Genomic DNA, 12,450 nt, shown 5'->3' on the forward strand with positions numbered 1-12,450 from the left:
AAAAGCCCCGACTGGTTCGGGGTTTTTTATTGCCTGGGAAACAGGCTGGAAGTTCCCTCCGTAATCCCTCTGGTTTGTAGTCTCTCGCTGTAAGTTTTTGCTTACTCTTTCGTAAGTGTTCGCTAATTCAATGAGTAGCAGTCGTACATTTTCCTACGTGAGAGAAGATTAACTAATTGATTTATATGATTATTTTTTTAGGTTAATAGCTTGTGACAGGCAACTTCAGCTATCGGGGGCGATTGCTCTTGGTAGGGAATTCTCTAGTATCTGAACTGTGTCGACGGACAGACACACCCTTCAAGGATGAGGGGGAAGGACATCGCAGGAAGCGATTCATCAGGACGATGAAAAGGAACACAGGGAATAGGGAAAAATGTGGGCGGGTCAAACCGCCCCTTTTTTTGCCTGCAGAAAAGCAAAAAGGCCCGCGAGGGGCCTTTTCGAGAACGCGGAAGTAATCAGCGTTCGAGGTCTTTGATCTTGCCTTTGACGCCATCCCACTCTTCGGCGTCGGGCAACGATTCTTTCTTCTCGGTGATGTTGGGCCAGATTTCCGCCAGCTCAACGTTCAGCTGAATGAATTGCTGCATGTCTTCCGGGACTTCATCTTCGGAGAAGATGGCCACGGCAGGGCACTCTGGTTCGCACAGTGCGCAGTCGATGCACTCATCCGGGTGAATCACCAGGAAGTTCGGGCCTTCGTAAAAGCAGTCCACCGGACAGACTTCTACGCAGTCGGTGTACTTGCACTTGATGCAGTTGTCGGTGACGACGAAGGTCATTTCTAATTTTCTCCTCAGGCGGCGGCAGCGGAGCCCCTTCACGTTGGGGTCGCCAGGTTTGGGAGCGATAGTCTGCTGGTCAGGCTATAAGCCAGCAGCATCCCAAACCGCGCGAGATTCTAACAGCTTGCAGGCAAGTGCGTTAGATCCGTGTCTTCAGTGTATAGAGCATTTCGAGCGCCCGACGCGGTGTCATGTCGTCCAGATCAAGTTTGGCCAGATCATCCAGCACTGGATGCGGCAGGCTGGCGAACATGTCGCTCTGCTGCGGCGCCGCCGGTTTGCCTTTGGCAGCCTTGGGAACTTCATGAGGAAGGGCGGTCGCTTCCAGCCGGCCCAGGTGTTCGCGAGCGCGAACGATCACTTCGCTCGGCACACCGGCCAACTGCGCAACCGCAAGGCCGTAGCTCTGGCTGGCAGGCCCTGGCAGCACGTGGTGCAGGAACACGATGCGTTCGTTGTGCTCGGTGGCGTTAAGGTGAACGTTGGCCACCAACGGCTGGGCTTCCGGCAACACGGTCAGCTCAAAGTAGTGTGTGGCGAACAGCGTATAAGCCCGCAGATGTGCCAGGCGTTCGGCCGCAGCCCACGCCAGGGACAGACCGTCAAAGGTGCTGGTGCCGCGACCGACTTCGTCCATTAGCACCAGGCTGCGCTCGGTGGCGTTGTGCAGAATGTTCGCGGTTTCGCTCATTTCGACCATGAAGGTCGAACGCCCGCCGGCCAGGTCATCGCTGGAGCCGATCCGGGTAAAGATCCGGTCCACCAGAGACAACTCGCAACTGGCTGCCGGTACGAAGCTGCCGATGTGTGCCAGCAGCACGATCAGAGCGGTCTGGCGCATGTAGGTGGATTTACCGCCCATGTTCGGACCGGTGATCACCAGCATGCGGGTGTTGTCGTCGAGGCTCAGGTCGTTGGCCACGAACGGCGTGGTCAGCACTTGCTCGACCACCGGGTGACGACCCTGACTGATGCGCATGCATGGCTCACTGACGAAGCGCGGGCAGTTCAGATCGAGGTTCAGCGCACGCTCGGCAAGGTTGCTCAGCACGTCCAGCTCGGCCAGTGCCGCGGCGGTGTCCTGCAACGGTGGCAACTGGGCGATCAAATCTTCGAGCAGTGCTTCGTAGAGCATCTTCTCGCGAGCCAGGGCGCGGCTCTTCGCCGACAGCGCCTTGTCCTCGAACGCCTTCAGTTCCGGCGTAATGAAGCGCTCGGCACCTTTCAACGTCTGGCGACGGATGTAATCGGCCGGCGCCGATTCGGCCTGCTTGCTTGGCAACTCGATGAAGTAGCCATGAATGCGGTTGTAACCGACTTTCAAATGAGACAGACCGGTGCGGGCCTTCTCGCGGGCTTCGAGGTCGATCAAAAACTGCCCGGCGTTTTCGCTGAGCGATTGCAAGTCGTCCAACTCGGCGTCGTAACCGGTTTTCAATACGCCACCGTCACGGATCACTGCTGGCGGGTTGTCGATGATGGCTTTTTCCAGCAGGGCCGCCAGTTCCGGGTAGGTGCTGGTGGTCTTCGCCAGTTGAATAATGTGCGGGGCTTCCAGCTCGGTCATCGCCACTTGCAATTCTGGCAGTGCACCGAGCGCATCGCGCAGGCGAGCCAGGTCACGAGGGCGGGCATTGCGGAGGCCGATCCGCGCCAGGATTCGCTCGATGTCGCCGATTTCCTTGAGCTGCGGTTGCAGTTTCTCGAAGCGGTAACCGTCGAGCAGGCAGGTGATCGAGGTCTGGCGCGCCAGTAATACGGTCAGATCACGCAGCGGACGGTTCAGCCAGCGGGTCAGCAGGCGGCTGCCCATGGCGGTCTGGCAGCGGTCGACCACCGATTGCAACGTGTTGTCGCGACCGCCGGCCAGGTTGGTATCCAGTTCCAGGTTGCGACGGCTCGCGCCGTCCAGCACCACGGTGTCGTCCAGGCGTTCATGACGCAGGCTGCGCAAATGGGGCAGGGCGGTGCGCTGGGTTTCCTTGGCGTAGCTGAGCAGGCAACCGGCGGCGCCGATGGCCAAGGTGAGGTTCTCGCAGCCGAAACCTTTCAGGTCCTGGGTGGAAAACTGCTGGCAAAGACTTTTCAGCGCCGAATCACGTTCGAAATCCCACGGCGCGCGGCGACGAACCCCACGACGTTTCTCCGCCGGCAGATCCCTCGGCCAGTCATCCGGGATCATCAGCTCCACCGGATTGACCCGCTCCAGTTCTGCCAGCAGGTTTTCCCAGCCCTTGATCTCCAACACGGTGAAGTTGCCGCTGGTGATATCCAGTACCGCCAGGCCGAACAGACGCTCGTCACCCAGCACCGCTGCGATCAGGTTGTCCCGACGCTCATCCAGCAGCGCTTCGTCGCTGACCGTACCCGGCGTGATGATCCGCACCACCTGACGATCCACTGGGCCCTTGCTGGTCGCCGGGTCGCCGACCTGCTCACAGATCACCACCGACTCGCCGAGCTTGACCAGTTTCGCCAGGTAGCCTTCCGCGGCGTGGTAAGGAATCCCACACATCGGAATCGCCTGACCCGCCGACTGCCCGCGGGCGGTCAGGGTGATGTCCAGCAATTTGGCGGCTTTCTTCGCGTCTTCGTAGAAGATCTCGTAGAAGTCGCCCATGCGGTAGAACATCAGCTGGTCAGGGTGCTGGTTTTTCAGGCGCCAGTACTGTTGCATCATTGGCGTGTGGGAGGACAGATCAGAGAGCGCTTTATTCATCGGATAATCAGGCAAATTCGTTGAAAGGTGTAGGGCAAAGGAGGGGCATCGGCCCGGCTTTTCCGCGATGGGCGCAAGGTTAACATGGGCGGTCCACCCGACGCAGGCATGAAAGCCCCGGGATACATTTCTTCTGTCTATGCACGACATATGCGCAATTTATGCAATTTGGCATTTGTCTTCCGCGAAAAGAACAAGCACTATGCGCTTTATGCAAAAACGCAATGTTTCTACCGTCTTAAGAGCGCTGCTCGATCAGCACGGGATCTCCCCCACGGAGCTTCACCGTCGCACCGGCGTGCCTCAATCCACTCTCTCGCGGATCCTCAGCGGGAAGATCGTCGATCCCTCGGATAAACACATCTCGAAGATTGCCGAGTACTTCGCCGTGAGCACCGACCAGTTGCGGGGCCGTGCGGATGTTGCGCCGGCAGCCAGCACCGGGCGCGATCAATTGCATTCGGAACTCAAGGACATAAGTCTGTGGGACGACGATACGCCCGTCGATGATGACGAGGTATCGGTCCCCTTTCTTCGCGAGGTTGAATTGGCTGCAGGATCAGGAAGGTTCGTCATCGAAGAGAGCGAGCGCTCTAGCCTGCGCTTCGGCAAGCGGAGTCTGCGCCACAACGGCGTGCAGTTCGACCAGGCCAAATGCGTGACGGTGCGCGGCAACAGTATGTTGCCGGTACTGCGCGACGGCGCCACCGTCGGCGTTAATGCCGGCAAGTGCGGGATCGGCGATATCGTGGATGGCGACCTTTATGCCATCAACCATAACGGCCAGCTGCGGGTGAAACAGCTTTATCGCCTGCCTACCGGGATACGTCTGCGCAGCTTCAATCGCGATGAACATCCGGACGAGGACTACACCTTCCAGGAAATCCAGGAAGAGCAGATTGTCATCCTCGGTCACGTCTTCTGGTGGGGCATGTACGCCCGTTAACCTCACCGCTGTCAGATAAAACCCGCCCCCGAGCGGGTTTTTTTTCGCCTGCCAAAAACCACCAGCGCCTTTGTCTGCGGGACTTTTATGCGCCTGTGCATTTTTAACGCATAAATAAATGCATTAATGCATTGACTGTATATGCATCCATGCATATTCTTTGTCTCAAGCAGCTCAAAAGCAGCTCGAAACGAAGCTCGAAACGAAGCTCTTTAGTTCCCCCACAAAGGCAGCGATGAACCGGCCTCAACGGTTCAGAGGGTTGGCAACTGACCCGGGTGTGCAGCGTAAAGCACCAGAAGCAGTTATCCGGCGGGCAGGGACCGCGGTCGGAAAAACAATTTGAATGGACTCGTACCGCGCCAGTAGCGCCGAAAGGTCAACGCGAAGGACCGCATTCTGAAAAGCCCGGTTAGCACCGGGCTTTTCAGAATGCCTACCTCCCCTCAGGCAACTCAAGAGACACCGTTTGAAAGACACACACATACCACTCATCAATCACCTCCAGGAGGCGTGACATGACAAACGAGCAACAAGCGTTGCTGGACATGCCGATCTGGCTCGTCATCGTCCTCGCCCTGGTGGGCGGGGTGTCCGGCGAAATGTGGCGCGCCGACAAGGAGGGCGCCCGCGGCTGGTCATTGCTGCGGCGCCTGGCCTTGCGATCCGGAGCCTGCATGGTCTGCGGGGTCTCGGCCATCATGCTGCTGTATGCCGCCGGCGTGTCGATCTGGACGGCTTGCGCGTTCGGTTGCCTGACGGCGATGGCCGGGGCAGATGTTGCCATTGGCCTTTATGAGCGCTGGGCAGCCAAGCGGATTGGCGTTTGTGAAGTTCCACCGCGAGATACCCGCCAGGATCACTGAACACAAAGCCCAATGGAATGGCGAGCAGCGGTGCCGATCAGCATCCGACCCGCAAGGACGCGGGTTTCCCAAGGCCAGTACCTTTCACTCAAGCCCGCCAACAAGCGGGTTTTTTATTGCCCGGTGAAAACACCATGAAGATCACCTCACTGATCACCCAACTGCGTGATCACTGCCCAAGTCTTGCCGATCGTGTCGCCGCCGGCATTCTGGAGGCTATATGACCGTTACGCAGCAACAGCTACAGATCGTTATGCCCAACGCCTGCTCCCAAGCGGGCGTTTTCATTTCTGCGCTCAACATCGCCATGACCCACCGCAACATCAACACCCCGAAACGCATCGCTGCGTTCCTTGCGCAAGTCGGTCATGAGTCGGGGCAGTTGCAGTACGTGCGTGAGTTGGGCAGCGCTCAATACTTGAGCAAGTACGACACTGGCGCACTGGCTATGCGCCTGGGTAATACACCAGAGTCCGACGGCGACGGTCAAAAATACCGTGGCCGAGGCCTGATTCAGATCACGGGTCGCGACAACTACCGTCAGTGCAGTCTCGGAATCTTCGGTGATGATCGTTTGCTGTTTTTGCCAGGACTTCTGGAAAAGCCCCGATGGGCCGCTGAATCGGCTGGCTGGTTCTGGGAGCACAATGGCTTCAACGAACTGGCCGATCGCGACCAGTTCAACAGCATCACCCGCCGCATCAACGGAGGCTTGAACGGTTTGAAGGATCGCTTGCAGCTCTGGGCGCGGGCGAGGGCGGTTTTATGCCAGTCTTCGGTTTGATTCCCGCGTCTTGGCGTTGTGGTGTTTCTGGCTGTGTTGACCGGTGGCTCGGCGGCGCAGGCCTGGCACTTTCAGGATTGGTGTCGCCATCACCGACGCCAGGGACCGCGGACTGATTGCCTTGCAGGCTTGTCAGGCTTATATCAGAGCCCTCGCTCGCTAACATTTTGATCGATTCTGCGCCTTGCAAGCGTTATCGGCTCGTGTACGGTAGTTCTCATTCCGCTTGCTCAGGAGATGACCGTGAAAGAAATCACCCAACTGGCCGCTGAACTTGGCAGGCGCATGCAGGTTCTCAATGCCCATGTCACCGCCGCCGAGTCCTGCACCGGCGGCGGGATCAGTGAGGCGATCACCCGGATTCCGGGGAGTTCGGCATGGTTCGAGGCCGGTTATGTCACCTATTCCAATCGCCAGAAAACCGAGCAATTGAATGTCCCGGTCGAGTTGTTTGCGTCGGTGGGGGCGGTCAGTCGCGAGGTGGTCGAGGCCATGGTCCGCGGCGCGCAGGAGAAAAGCCGGGCGCGATTTGCCGTGGCGGTCAGCGGTGTGGCGGGGCCGGATGGCGGTTCGCCGAACAAGCCGGTGGGCACCGTGTGGCTGGCCTGGGGCGTTGGTGAACAGGTGTTCAGCGAGGTGCAGTACTTTCCCGGCAACCGTGACGAGGTCCGCCGACAAACGGTGAAGGCCGCGCTAGAGGGGCTGCTGCGCCATGCCGCTGGAGAAATCTCAAATCAGGGGTAGGCGATCCTGAAACGCTGTGGAATAATACTGGCTACTTATACAGGTGTTGGCCGTCAGGCCTTATTGATTACGTGAGGACTTTAATGGACGACAACAAGAAGAAAGCCTTGGCTGCGGCCCTGGGTCAGATCGAACGTCAATTCGGCAAGGGTGCCGTAATGCGTATGGGCGATCAGGACCGTCAGGCGATCCCGGCTATCTCCACTGGCTCTCTGGGTCTGGACATCGCGCTCGGCATTGGCGGTCTGCCAAAAGGCCGTATCGTTGAAATCTACGGTCCTGAATCCTCCGGTAAAACCACGCTGACACTGTCGGTGATCGCCCAGGCTCAAAAAGCTGGCGCGACCTGTGCGTTCGTCGATGCTGAACACGCCCTCGACCCTGAATACGCCGGCAAGCTGGGCGTCAACGTCGACGACCTGCTGGTTTCGCAGCCGGACACCGGCGAGCAAGCCCTGGAAATCACCGACATGCTGGTGCGTTCCAACGCCGTTGACGTGATCATCGTCGACTCCGTGGCAGCTCTGGTTCCAAAGGCTGAAATCGAAGGCGAAATGGGTGACATGCACGTGGGCCTGCAAGCCCGTCTGATGTCCCAGGCGCTGCGTAAAATCACCGGTAACATCAAGAACGCCAACTGCCTGGTTATCTTCATCAACCAGATCCGTATGAAAATCGGCGTGATGTTCGGCAGCCCGGAAACCACCACCGGTGGTAACGCGCTGAAGTTCTACGCTTCGGTTCGTCTGGATATCCGCCGTACTGGCGCGGTGAAGGAAGGTGATGAGGTTGTCGGTAGCGAAACCCGCGTCAAGGTTGTGAAGAACAAGGTAGCTTCGCCGTTCCGTCAAGCCGAGTTCCAGATTCTTTACGGCAAGGGCATCTACCTCAACGGTGAGATGATCGACCTGGGTGTGTTGCACGGTTTCGTCGAGAAGTCCGGTGCCTGGTACGCGTATGAAGGCACCAAGATCGGTCAGGGCAAGGCCAACTCGGCCAAGTTCCTGGCGGACAACCCGGAAATCGCCGCGAAGCTCGAGAAGCAGCTGCGTGACAAACTGCTGACCCCAGCGCCGGACGTTAAAGCATCGCCAGTCAAAGAGACTGCTGATGACCTGGCTGACGCTGATATCTGATTGATCCGATGACTGCCGTACTCGATACACTCGTCGCGGTGCGGCGAACCGCAATGGACCTGCTCGCGCGACGCGAGCACGGTCGAGTCGAGTTGACGCGTAAACTGCGTCAACGCGGCGCCCTCCCTGAAATGATCGACACGGCACTCGACCGTTTGACGGAAGAAGGCCTGCTGTCCGAATCCCGTTATCTCGAAAGCTTTGTTTCCTACCGCTCCCGTTCCGGTTATGGCCCTTTGCGTATTCGTGAAGAGTTGAGCCAGCGCGGCCTGCAACGTACCGACATCGAACTCGCTTTACGCGAGAGCGGTATCAACTGGCAGGAACAACTGGAAGGCACCTGGCGGCGAAAGTTTTCCGGGCATTTACCGATAGACGCCCGGGAACGTGCCAAACAAGGCAGGTTCCTGAGTTATCGGGGATATTCCATGGAAATGATCAGCCGCTTGTTCAGCGGCCGAGGGATGGACGATTGACTGAAACGGCTCGCTATTTCGATAGCGGGCCGTTTTTTTTGCTTACGTAACCTTGGACGGTTCCCGCGAGCGCTGTTGCGCCTGGGGTTGGGATTGCGCCCAGTTTTCCGGCAGGTTGATGTAGTCCACCAGTTCCCGCAGGCGTCCATGATCACGGGCGTTGAAGGTGAAGGCGAGTCGAGCAAGGTGGCTGAACTGCGGTTCGTCGTGTTCCTCTCCGCTATAGGCATGTTGATGGAAATGATCGCTCAGACACAGGTCGGCAAATGCCTCCTGCATGTGTTCGAGCGCCTGGTCGCTGAGCTTGTGATTCATGCGAATCACGAATTGATGCTTGAGCCAGCGGCTGGAGTGGAAGTTGCTGTAGAACTGGTTGATCTGCTCCACAGCCTCTTCCGCGCTGTAGACCAGACTCACGAGTTTCATATCGGTCGGCAGAATGTAGCGATTTTCCTCCAGTTGATGGTGAATGAAGTCCAATGCGCCTTGCCAGAACTTGCCGCCGGGAGCATCCAGTAATACCACGGGCACCAGTGGGCTTTTGCCAGTCTGGATGAGTGTCAGCACTTCCAGCGCTTCATCCAGGGTACCGAAACCGCCAGGGCACAGGACCAGCGCATCTGCTTCCTTGACGAAGAACAGCTTGCGGGTAAAGAAGAAGTGGAAGGGCAGCAGATTGGCGGTGCCATTCACGGTGGGATTGGCATGCTGCTCGAAGGGCAGGGTGATATTGAATCCCAGGCTGTGTGCCAGGCCAGCGCCTTCGTGGGCCGCGGCCATGATGCCACCACCGGCACCGGTGATGACCATCAGGTCTGAACGCGCCAGCGCCGCGCCTAGCTCTCGGGCCAGACCGTACAGCGGATGTTCTATCGGCGTTCGGGCAGAGCCGAAAACGGTGACTTTGCGCCGCCCCTTGAACTGTTCCAGCACACGGAAAGCATGTTCCAGTTCGCGTAGGGTTTGCAGGGTGATCTTGGCATTCCAGCGGTTGTGATCTTCCTGGGCCATGCGCAGCACGGTCAGGATCATGTCACGGTAGATCGGGATGTTCGGGCTGTTGGGTGAAACCAGGTTGAGTTGCTCTTCGACCTTGCTGATGAGGTCGTGGCCGCTTTCTTCAAAATGACGGCTCAGGAGGTCATTCGGTTGGTAAGGCATCAACTTCTCCTTCCATACAGGCTCTGTTTTTCCCTTGGATGAAGGAAACATTCGCACAACAAGACGCGCAATGGGCAGCCCCTTTCCTGCCCTGAAAAGTAAACGTGAACACTATGAATCTAGACCCACATAGCGTTTTTCGCTGACTTGATCATTGCGCCGCAAAGTCTTTCCTGGCAACCGCTTATTGGCGATTTGCAAGGTGCTTTCACCGCTCGTCTGAACGCCAGGCGAGTGTCCTACAGTCTGATTTACTAAATTACAGGCACGACACGACAACTTTGCGTCAAAGGAGGACGTACGGCACAAGCGGTTCAAGGATTTTATCGCTCTCAAGCAAGGGCGAGGTGCAGGGAGGCGGGAGGCGGGAAGCTATGGCCAGAGTCATTCTGGAGATCGATACGCAACTGTATCGATTACTGAAATCATCAGCCGAGACCAATCATTTGAGTCTCGAGGAAGAGTGCTGCCGGCGTCTGGAGGGGGCCGACCGACGTTCCCGTTATTTGCAGGCGTTGTTGGCAGAACTGCGCGCCGAGGATGAACAGCGGCGCGCCACTTCCCGATGATTACTTCTTCTTGGCCGGAGCCGCTTTCGGGCAGTCCGATTCCTGATAGCTGGCGGAGCCGACTGAGCGGTTGGTCTTCACCTCAGTGAAGTCGTAACGCATGACCGCGCCCTTGGCCATCAGTTTGCGGAACGATGGGTTGTTGCATACAGAGGCGCCAAGCTGGAAATACACGGCTTTCGGGTCGGCACGCATCTTGTTGGCGTGGCTGCTTTGTACGCTTAGATGGTTGATCAGCGTGTTGCCTTCGACGGTGTAGCCCTGATCAAGAATGTCTTCGTTGATCGCCCGTGGAGTACCAACACTGCTTTGTGTGGCGACGTTTCGCAGCTCTCTGTTGAGATTCTGCTCACTCAAGGAAGCAGCCTGAGCGCTGAAGGACGACGCCAGCAAAATGGCAGCGGTGGGAACGATAAGGCGCAGCATGAAACTCTCCTGGTTCAGTGACTGGTGGTTCGACCCGTCACATGACTGTGCGTTCAGTGGCGGCGAATTATAGGGGACGAGGCCTGGACGGTACAGGCTTGCGCCGGCTGCTCTGATAAACTGCCGCCACTTTCTGTCCTGCCGAGTGTTTTTCGTGTCGATTTTCTTCCCCTGCCGGCGTTGCCTGCGATGAACCCTGCAACCCAGCGCTTTGCTGCAAACGCAGTAGCCCGCTTGCGCGATGAGCGAGAGGAAGAGGGCATCAAGCCGATTCAGGCCCGAGGCTGGAGGGCGCCGCGTTGCCGAGCCTGCCGCGTGATCGAGAGTCACTGCCTGTGCGCCTGGCGCCCGCAGGTCGAGGCTCGCTCTGGCGTGTGCCTGATCATGACCAACAAGGAAGTGTTCAAACCGAGCAACACCGGTTGGCTGATCGCCGATGTGGTACGCGACAACCATGCATTCATCTGGTCGCGTACGGAAGTTGATGAGCAACTGCTGGCGCTGCTGGCCGATCCGCAATGGCAGCCCTATCTGGTGTTTCCGGGTGAGTACGTCGAACCCGAGCGTGTCACAAACAGCGTCGATGCCGATAGTTCGAAGCGTCCGCTGTTCATTCTGCTGGATGCCACCTGGACAGAAGCCCGGAAGATTTTCCGCAAAAGCCCCTACTTTGATCGGCTGCCGATCCTGAGCCTGTTGCCCGAGAAGTTGTCGCGGTACCGGTTGCGCCGATCGACCCGAAGCGAGCATTTATGCACAGCCGAAGTGGCGGCGTTGTGTCTCGATCTGGCGGGTGATACCGAGGCCGCGTCGGCACTGGACGCTTATTTCGACGTGTTCAGCCAACATTACCTTGATGCCAAGCATCAGCTTGAAATGAATGTTTCAACACCGGCACACGCCGAACTGATGCCCTTCGTTGAGAACGTAGCGCCTGCCTTGAGCTGATTGTCGCCCATACTGCAAAGAACTGTACTGGCCATGCACCTTGACCACCCCGACTTCGCTGGGCATGCTTGGCGCCGATTAGGGCGCGGCCAAAGTTTGATACGCCGTATTCTTTACGTGGATAGTCACGTGATTGGCGTTGAACGTGCCCTGTTGGTACAGCTCCGTGGCTGTACCTCGAGTTGTTTGAAAAACAGGATCATTTGAAAAATGGCCACATACGAAATCCTGATTGCCGATGACCACCCTCTTTTTCGTAGCGCGCTGCATCAAGCGTTGACCCTGGGCCTGGGCCCGGAAGTCCGTCTGGTGGAAGTGGCAAGCATTGCCGAGCTGGAAACCCGTCTGGACGAGAAGTCCGACTGGGATCTGGTGCTGCTGGATCTGAACATGCCGGGGGCCTACGGTTTTTCAGGGTTGGTGCTGTTGCGCGGTCAGTATCCGCAGATTCCGGTGGTCATGGTGTCAGCCCAGGAAGAAGCCTCGATCATGGTCAAGTCCCGTGAATTCGGCGCCAGCGGCTTCATCCCCAAGTCCAGTGATCTGAGTGTCATCCAGAAAGCGGTGCGCGCGGTGCTTGATGGTGATGTGTTCTGGCCGCCCCAGGCGTTCGAGGCGGTGAGCGTTTCCGCCGAAGCGAAGGCCGCGAGCGAAGGCCTTGCGAGTCTGACGCCTCAGCAATTTCGTGTTCTGACCATGGTCTGTGAAGGCTTGTTGAATAAGCAGATTGCCTACGAGCTGAGCGTTTCCGAAGCGACGATCAAGGCCCACGTGACGGCGATTTTTCGCAAGCTGAATGTGCGGACCCGGACCCAGGCAGCGTTGCTTCTGCAACAACTTGAGTCAATTTCGAGCTAATCAGGCGCGGCGCGTTCACGCTTTTTTGA

The 12,450-nt window shown here is 57.8% G+C and carries 13 protein-coding genes and 1 pseudogene; 10 read left to right on the forward strand and 4 right to left on the reverse strand.

Annotated elements, in window-relative coordinates:
• Positions 1–461 precede the first annotated feature (461 nt).
• Positions 462–785, reverse strand: coding sequence for a ferredoxin FdxA (fdxA, locus tag JFU47_RS23455; RefSeq protein WP_008154011.1), 324 nt, complete (start codon positions 783–785; stop codon positions 462–464).
• Between the two features lie 142 nt (positions 786–927).
• Entirely contained in the window at positions 928–3,507 is a 2,580-nt protein-coding gene (mutS, locus tag JFU47_RS23460) for a DNA mismatch repair protein MutS (RefSeq protein ID WP_201185942.1), read from the reverse strand.
• Between the two features lie 211 nt (positions 3,508–3,718).
• Here mutS and JFU47_RS23465 point away from each other — a divergent pair, with 211 nt between their 5' ends.
• The 7 genes and pseudogenes from JFU47_RS23465 to recX all read left to right on the forward strand — a co-directional run bounded on the left by JFU47_RS23465 (position 3,719) and on the right by recX (position 8,459).
• A complete protein-coding gene (locus JFU47_RS23465) occupies positions 3,719–4,453 on the forward strand; it encodes a LexA family transcriptional regulator (RefSeq protein ID WP_033053549.1) in 735 nt (244 codons plus the stop codon).
• 518 nt (positions 4,454–4,971) lie between these two features.
• Positions 4,972–5,319 (forward strand): phage holin family protein, encoded by a 348-nt coding sequence (locus JFU47_RS23470; protein WP_056739181.1) that lies wholly within the window; start codon positions 4,972–4,974, stop codon positions 5,317–5,319.
• Between the two features lie 220 nt (positions 5,320–5,539).
• Positions 5,540–6,103: a glycoside hydrolase family 19 protein gene (locus JFU47_RS23475; RefSeq protein ID WP_201185944.1), complete on the forward strand. Its 564-nt coding sequence runs from the start codon at positions 5,540–5,542 to the stop codon at positions 6,101–6,103.
• 82 nt (positions 6,104–6,185) lie between these two features.
• Positions 6,186–6,266 (forward strand): annotated as a pseudogene (locus tag JFU47_RS33155) (lysis protein); the annotation flags it as partial.
• An 80-nt stretch (positions 6,267–6,346) separates the two neighbouring features.
• Positions 6,347–6,847: a nicotinamide-nucleotide amidohydrolase family protein gene (locus tag JFU47_RS23480; RefSeq protein ID WP_201185945.1), complete on the forward strand. Its 501-nt coding sequence runs from the start codon at positions 6,347–6,349 to the stop codon at positions 6,845–6,847.
• 83 nt (positions 6,848–6,930) lie between these two features.
• Positions 6,931–7,983: a recombinase RecA gene (gene recA, locus JFU47_RS23485; protein ID WP_007907270.1), complete on the forward strand. Its 1,053-nt coding sequence runs from the start codon at positions 6,931–6,933 to the stop codon at positions 7,981–7,983.
• A gap of 8 nt (positions 7,984–7,991) precedes the next feature.
• On the forward strand, positions 7,992–8,459 hold the full coding sequence (gene recX / locus JFU47_RS23490) for a recombination regulator RecX (RefSeq protein ID WP_201185952.1): 468 nt from the start codon (positions 7,992–7,994) through the stop codon (positions 8,457–8,459).
• Between the two features lie 42 nt (positions 8,460–8,501).
• Here the strand turns inward: recX and JFU47_RS23495 are convergent, their stop codons facing one another.
• Positions 8,502–9,620 carry an LOG family protein gene (locus tag JFU47_RS23495; RefSeq protein WP_201185954.1) on the reverse strand — a complete coding sequence of 373 codons (1,119 nt, stop codon included), beginning with the start codon at positions 9,618–9,620 and terminating at the stop codon, positions 8,502–8,504.
• 374 nt (positions 9,621–9,994) lie between these two features.
• Between JFU47_RS23495 and JFU47_RS23500 the strand changes: the two genes are divergently transcribed.
• Entirely contained in the window at positions 9,995–10,189 is a 195-nt protein-coding gene (locus JFU47_RS23500; protein WP_095128071.1) for a hypothetical protein, read from the forward strand.
• Here JFU47_RS23500 and JFU47_RS23505 read toward each other — a convergent pair whose 3' ends face one another.
• A complete protein-coding gene (locus JFU47_RS23505) occupies positions 10,190–10,615 on the reverse strand; it encodes a PA3611 family quorum-sensing-regulated virulence factor (protein WP_008153984.1) in 426 nt (141 codons plus the stop codon).
• Positions 10,616–10,804: 189 nt separating this feature from the next.
• Here JFU47_RS23505 and JFU47_RS23510 point away from each other — a divergent pair, with 189 nt between their 5' ends.
• Together JFU47_RS23510 and erdR are read left to right on the forward strand one after the other, a co-directional pair.
• Positions 10,805–11,563, forward strand: a complete 759-nt coding sequence (locus JFU47_RS23510) for a tRNA-uridine aminocarboxypropyltransferase (RefSeq protein WP_201185956.1) — start codon at positions 10,805–10,807, stop codon at positions 11,561–11,563.
• Between the two features lie 210 nt (positions 11,564–11,773).
• A complete protein-coding gene (gene erdR / locus JFU47_RS23515) occupies positions 11,774–12,421 on the forward strand; it encodes a response regulator transcription factor ErdR (RefSeq protein ID WP_046046272.1) in 648 nt (215 codons plus the stop codon).
• Positions 12,422–12,450 lie beyond the last annotated feature (29 nt).

It is taken from the genome of Pseudomonas sp. TH39(2020) (assembly GCF_016650715.1).
GTDB lineage: Bacteria > Pseudomonadota > Gammaproteobacteria > Pseudomonadales > Pseudomonadaceae > Aquipseudomonas > Aquipseudomonas mandelii_C.

What these genes read in the sequence shown, in the direction of transcription:
- fdxA (WP_008154011.1), bottom strand. Translation starts at nt 785, where the DNA reads ATGACCTTCGTCGTCACCGACAACTGCATCAAGTGCAAGTACACCGAC.
- mutS (WP_201185942.1), bottom strand. Translation starts at nt 3,507, where the DNA reads ATGAATAAAGCGCTCTCTGATCTGTCCTCCCACACGCCAATGATGCAA.
- JFU47_RS23465 (WP_033053549.1), top strand. Translation starts at nt 3,719, where the DNA reads ATGCAAAAACGCAATGTTTCTACCGTCTTAAGAGCGCTGCTCGATCAG.
- JFU47_RS23470 (WP_056739181.1), top strand. Translation starts at nt 4,972, where the DNA reads ATGACAAACGAGCAACAAGCGTTGCTGGACATGCCGATCTGGCTCGTC.
- JFU47_RS23475 (WP_201185944.1), top strand. Translation starts at nt 5,540, where the DNA reads ATGACCGTTACGCAGCAACAGCTACAGATCGTTATGCCCAACGCCTGC.
- recA (WP_007907270.1), top strand. Translation starts at nt 6,931, where the DNA reads ATGGACGACAACAAGAAGAAAGCCTTGGCTGCGGCCCTGGGTCAGATC.
- recX (WP_201185952.1), top strand. Translation starts at nt 7,992, where the DNA reads ATGACTGCCGTACTCGATACACTCGTCGCGGTGCGGCGAACCGCAATG.
- JFU47_RS23495 (WP_201185954.1), bottom strand. Translation starts at nt 9,620, where the DNA reads ATGCCTTACCAACCGAATGACCTCCTGAGCCGTCATTTTGAAGAAAGC.
- JFU47_RS23500 (WP_095128071.1), top strand. Translation starts at nt 9,995, where the DNA reads ATGGCCAGAGTCATTCTGGAGATCGATACGCAACTGTATCGATTACTG.
- JFU47_RS23505 (WP_008153984.1), bottom strand. Translation starts at nt 10,615, where the DNA reads ATGCTGCGCCTTATCGTTCCCACCGCTGCCATTTTGCTGGCGTCGTCC.
- JFU47_RS23510 (WP_201185956.1), top strand. Translation starts at nt 10,805, where the DNA reads ATGAACCCTGCAACCCAGCGCTTTGCTGCAAACGCAGTAGCCCGCTTG.
- erdR (WP_046046272.1), top strand. Translation starts at nt 11,774, where the DNA reads ATGGCCACATACGAAATCCTGATTGCCGATGACCACCCTCTTTTTCGT.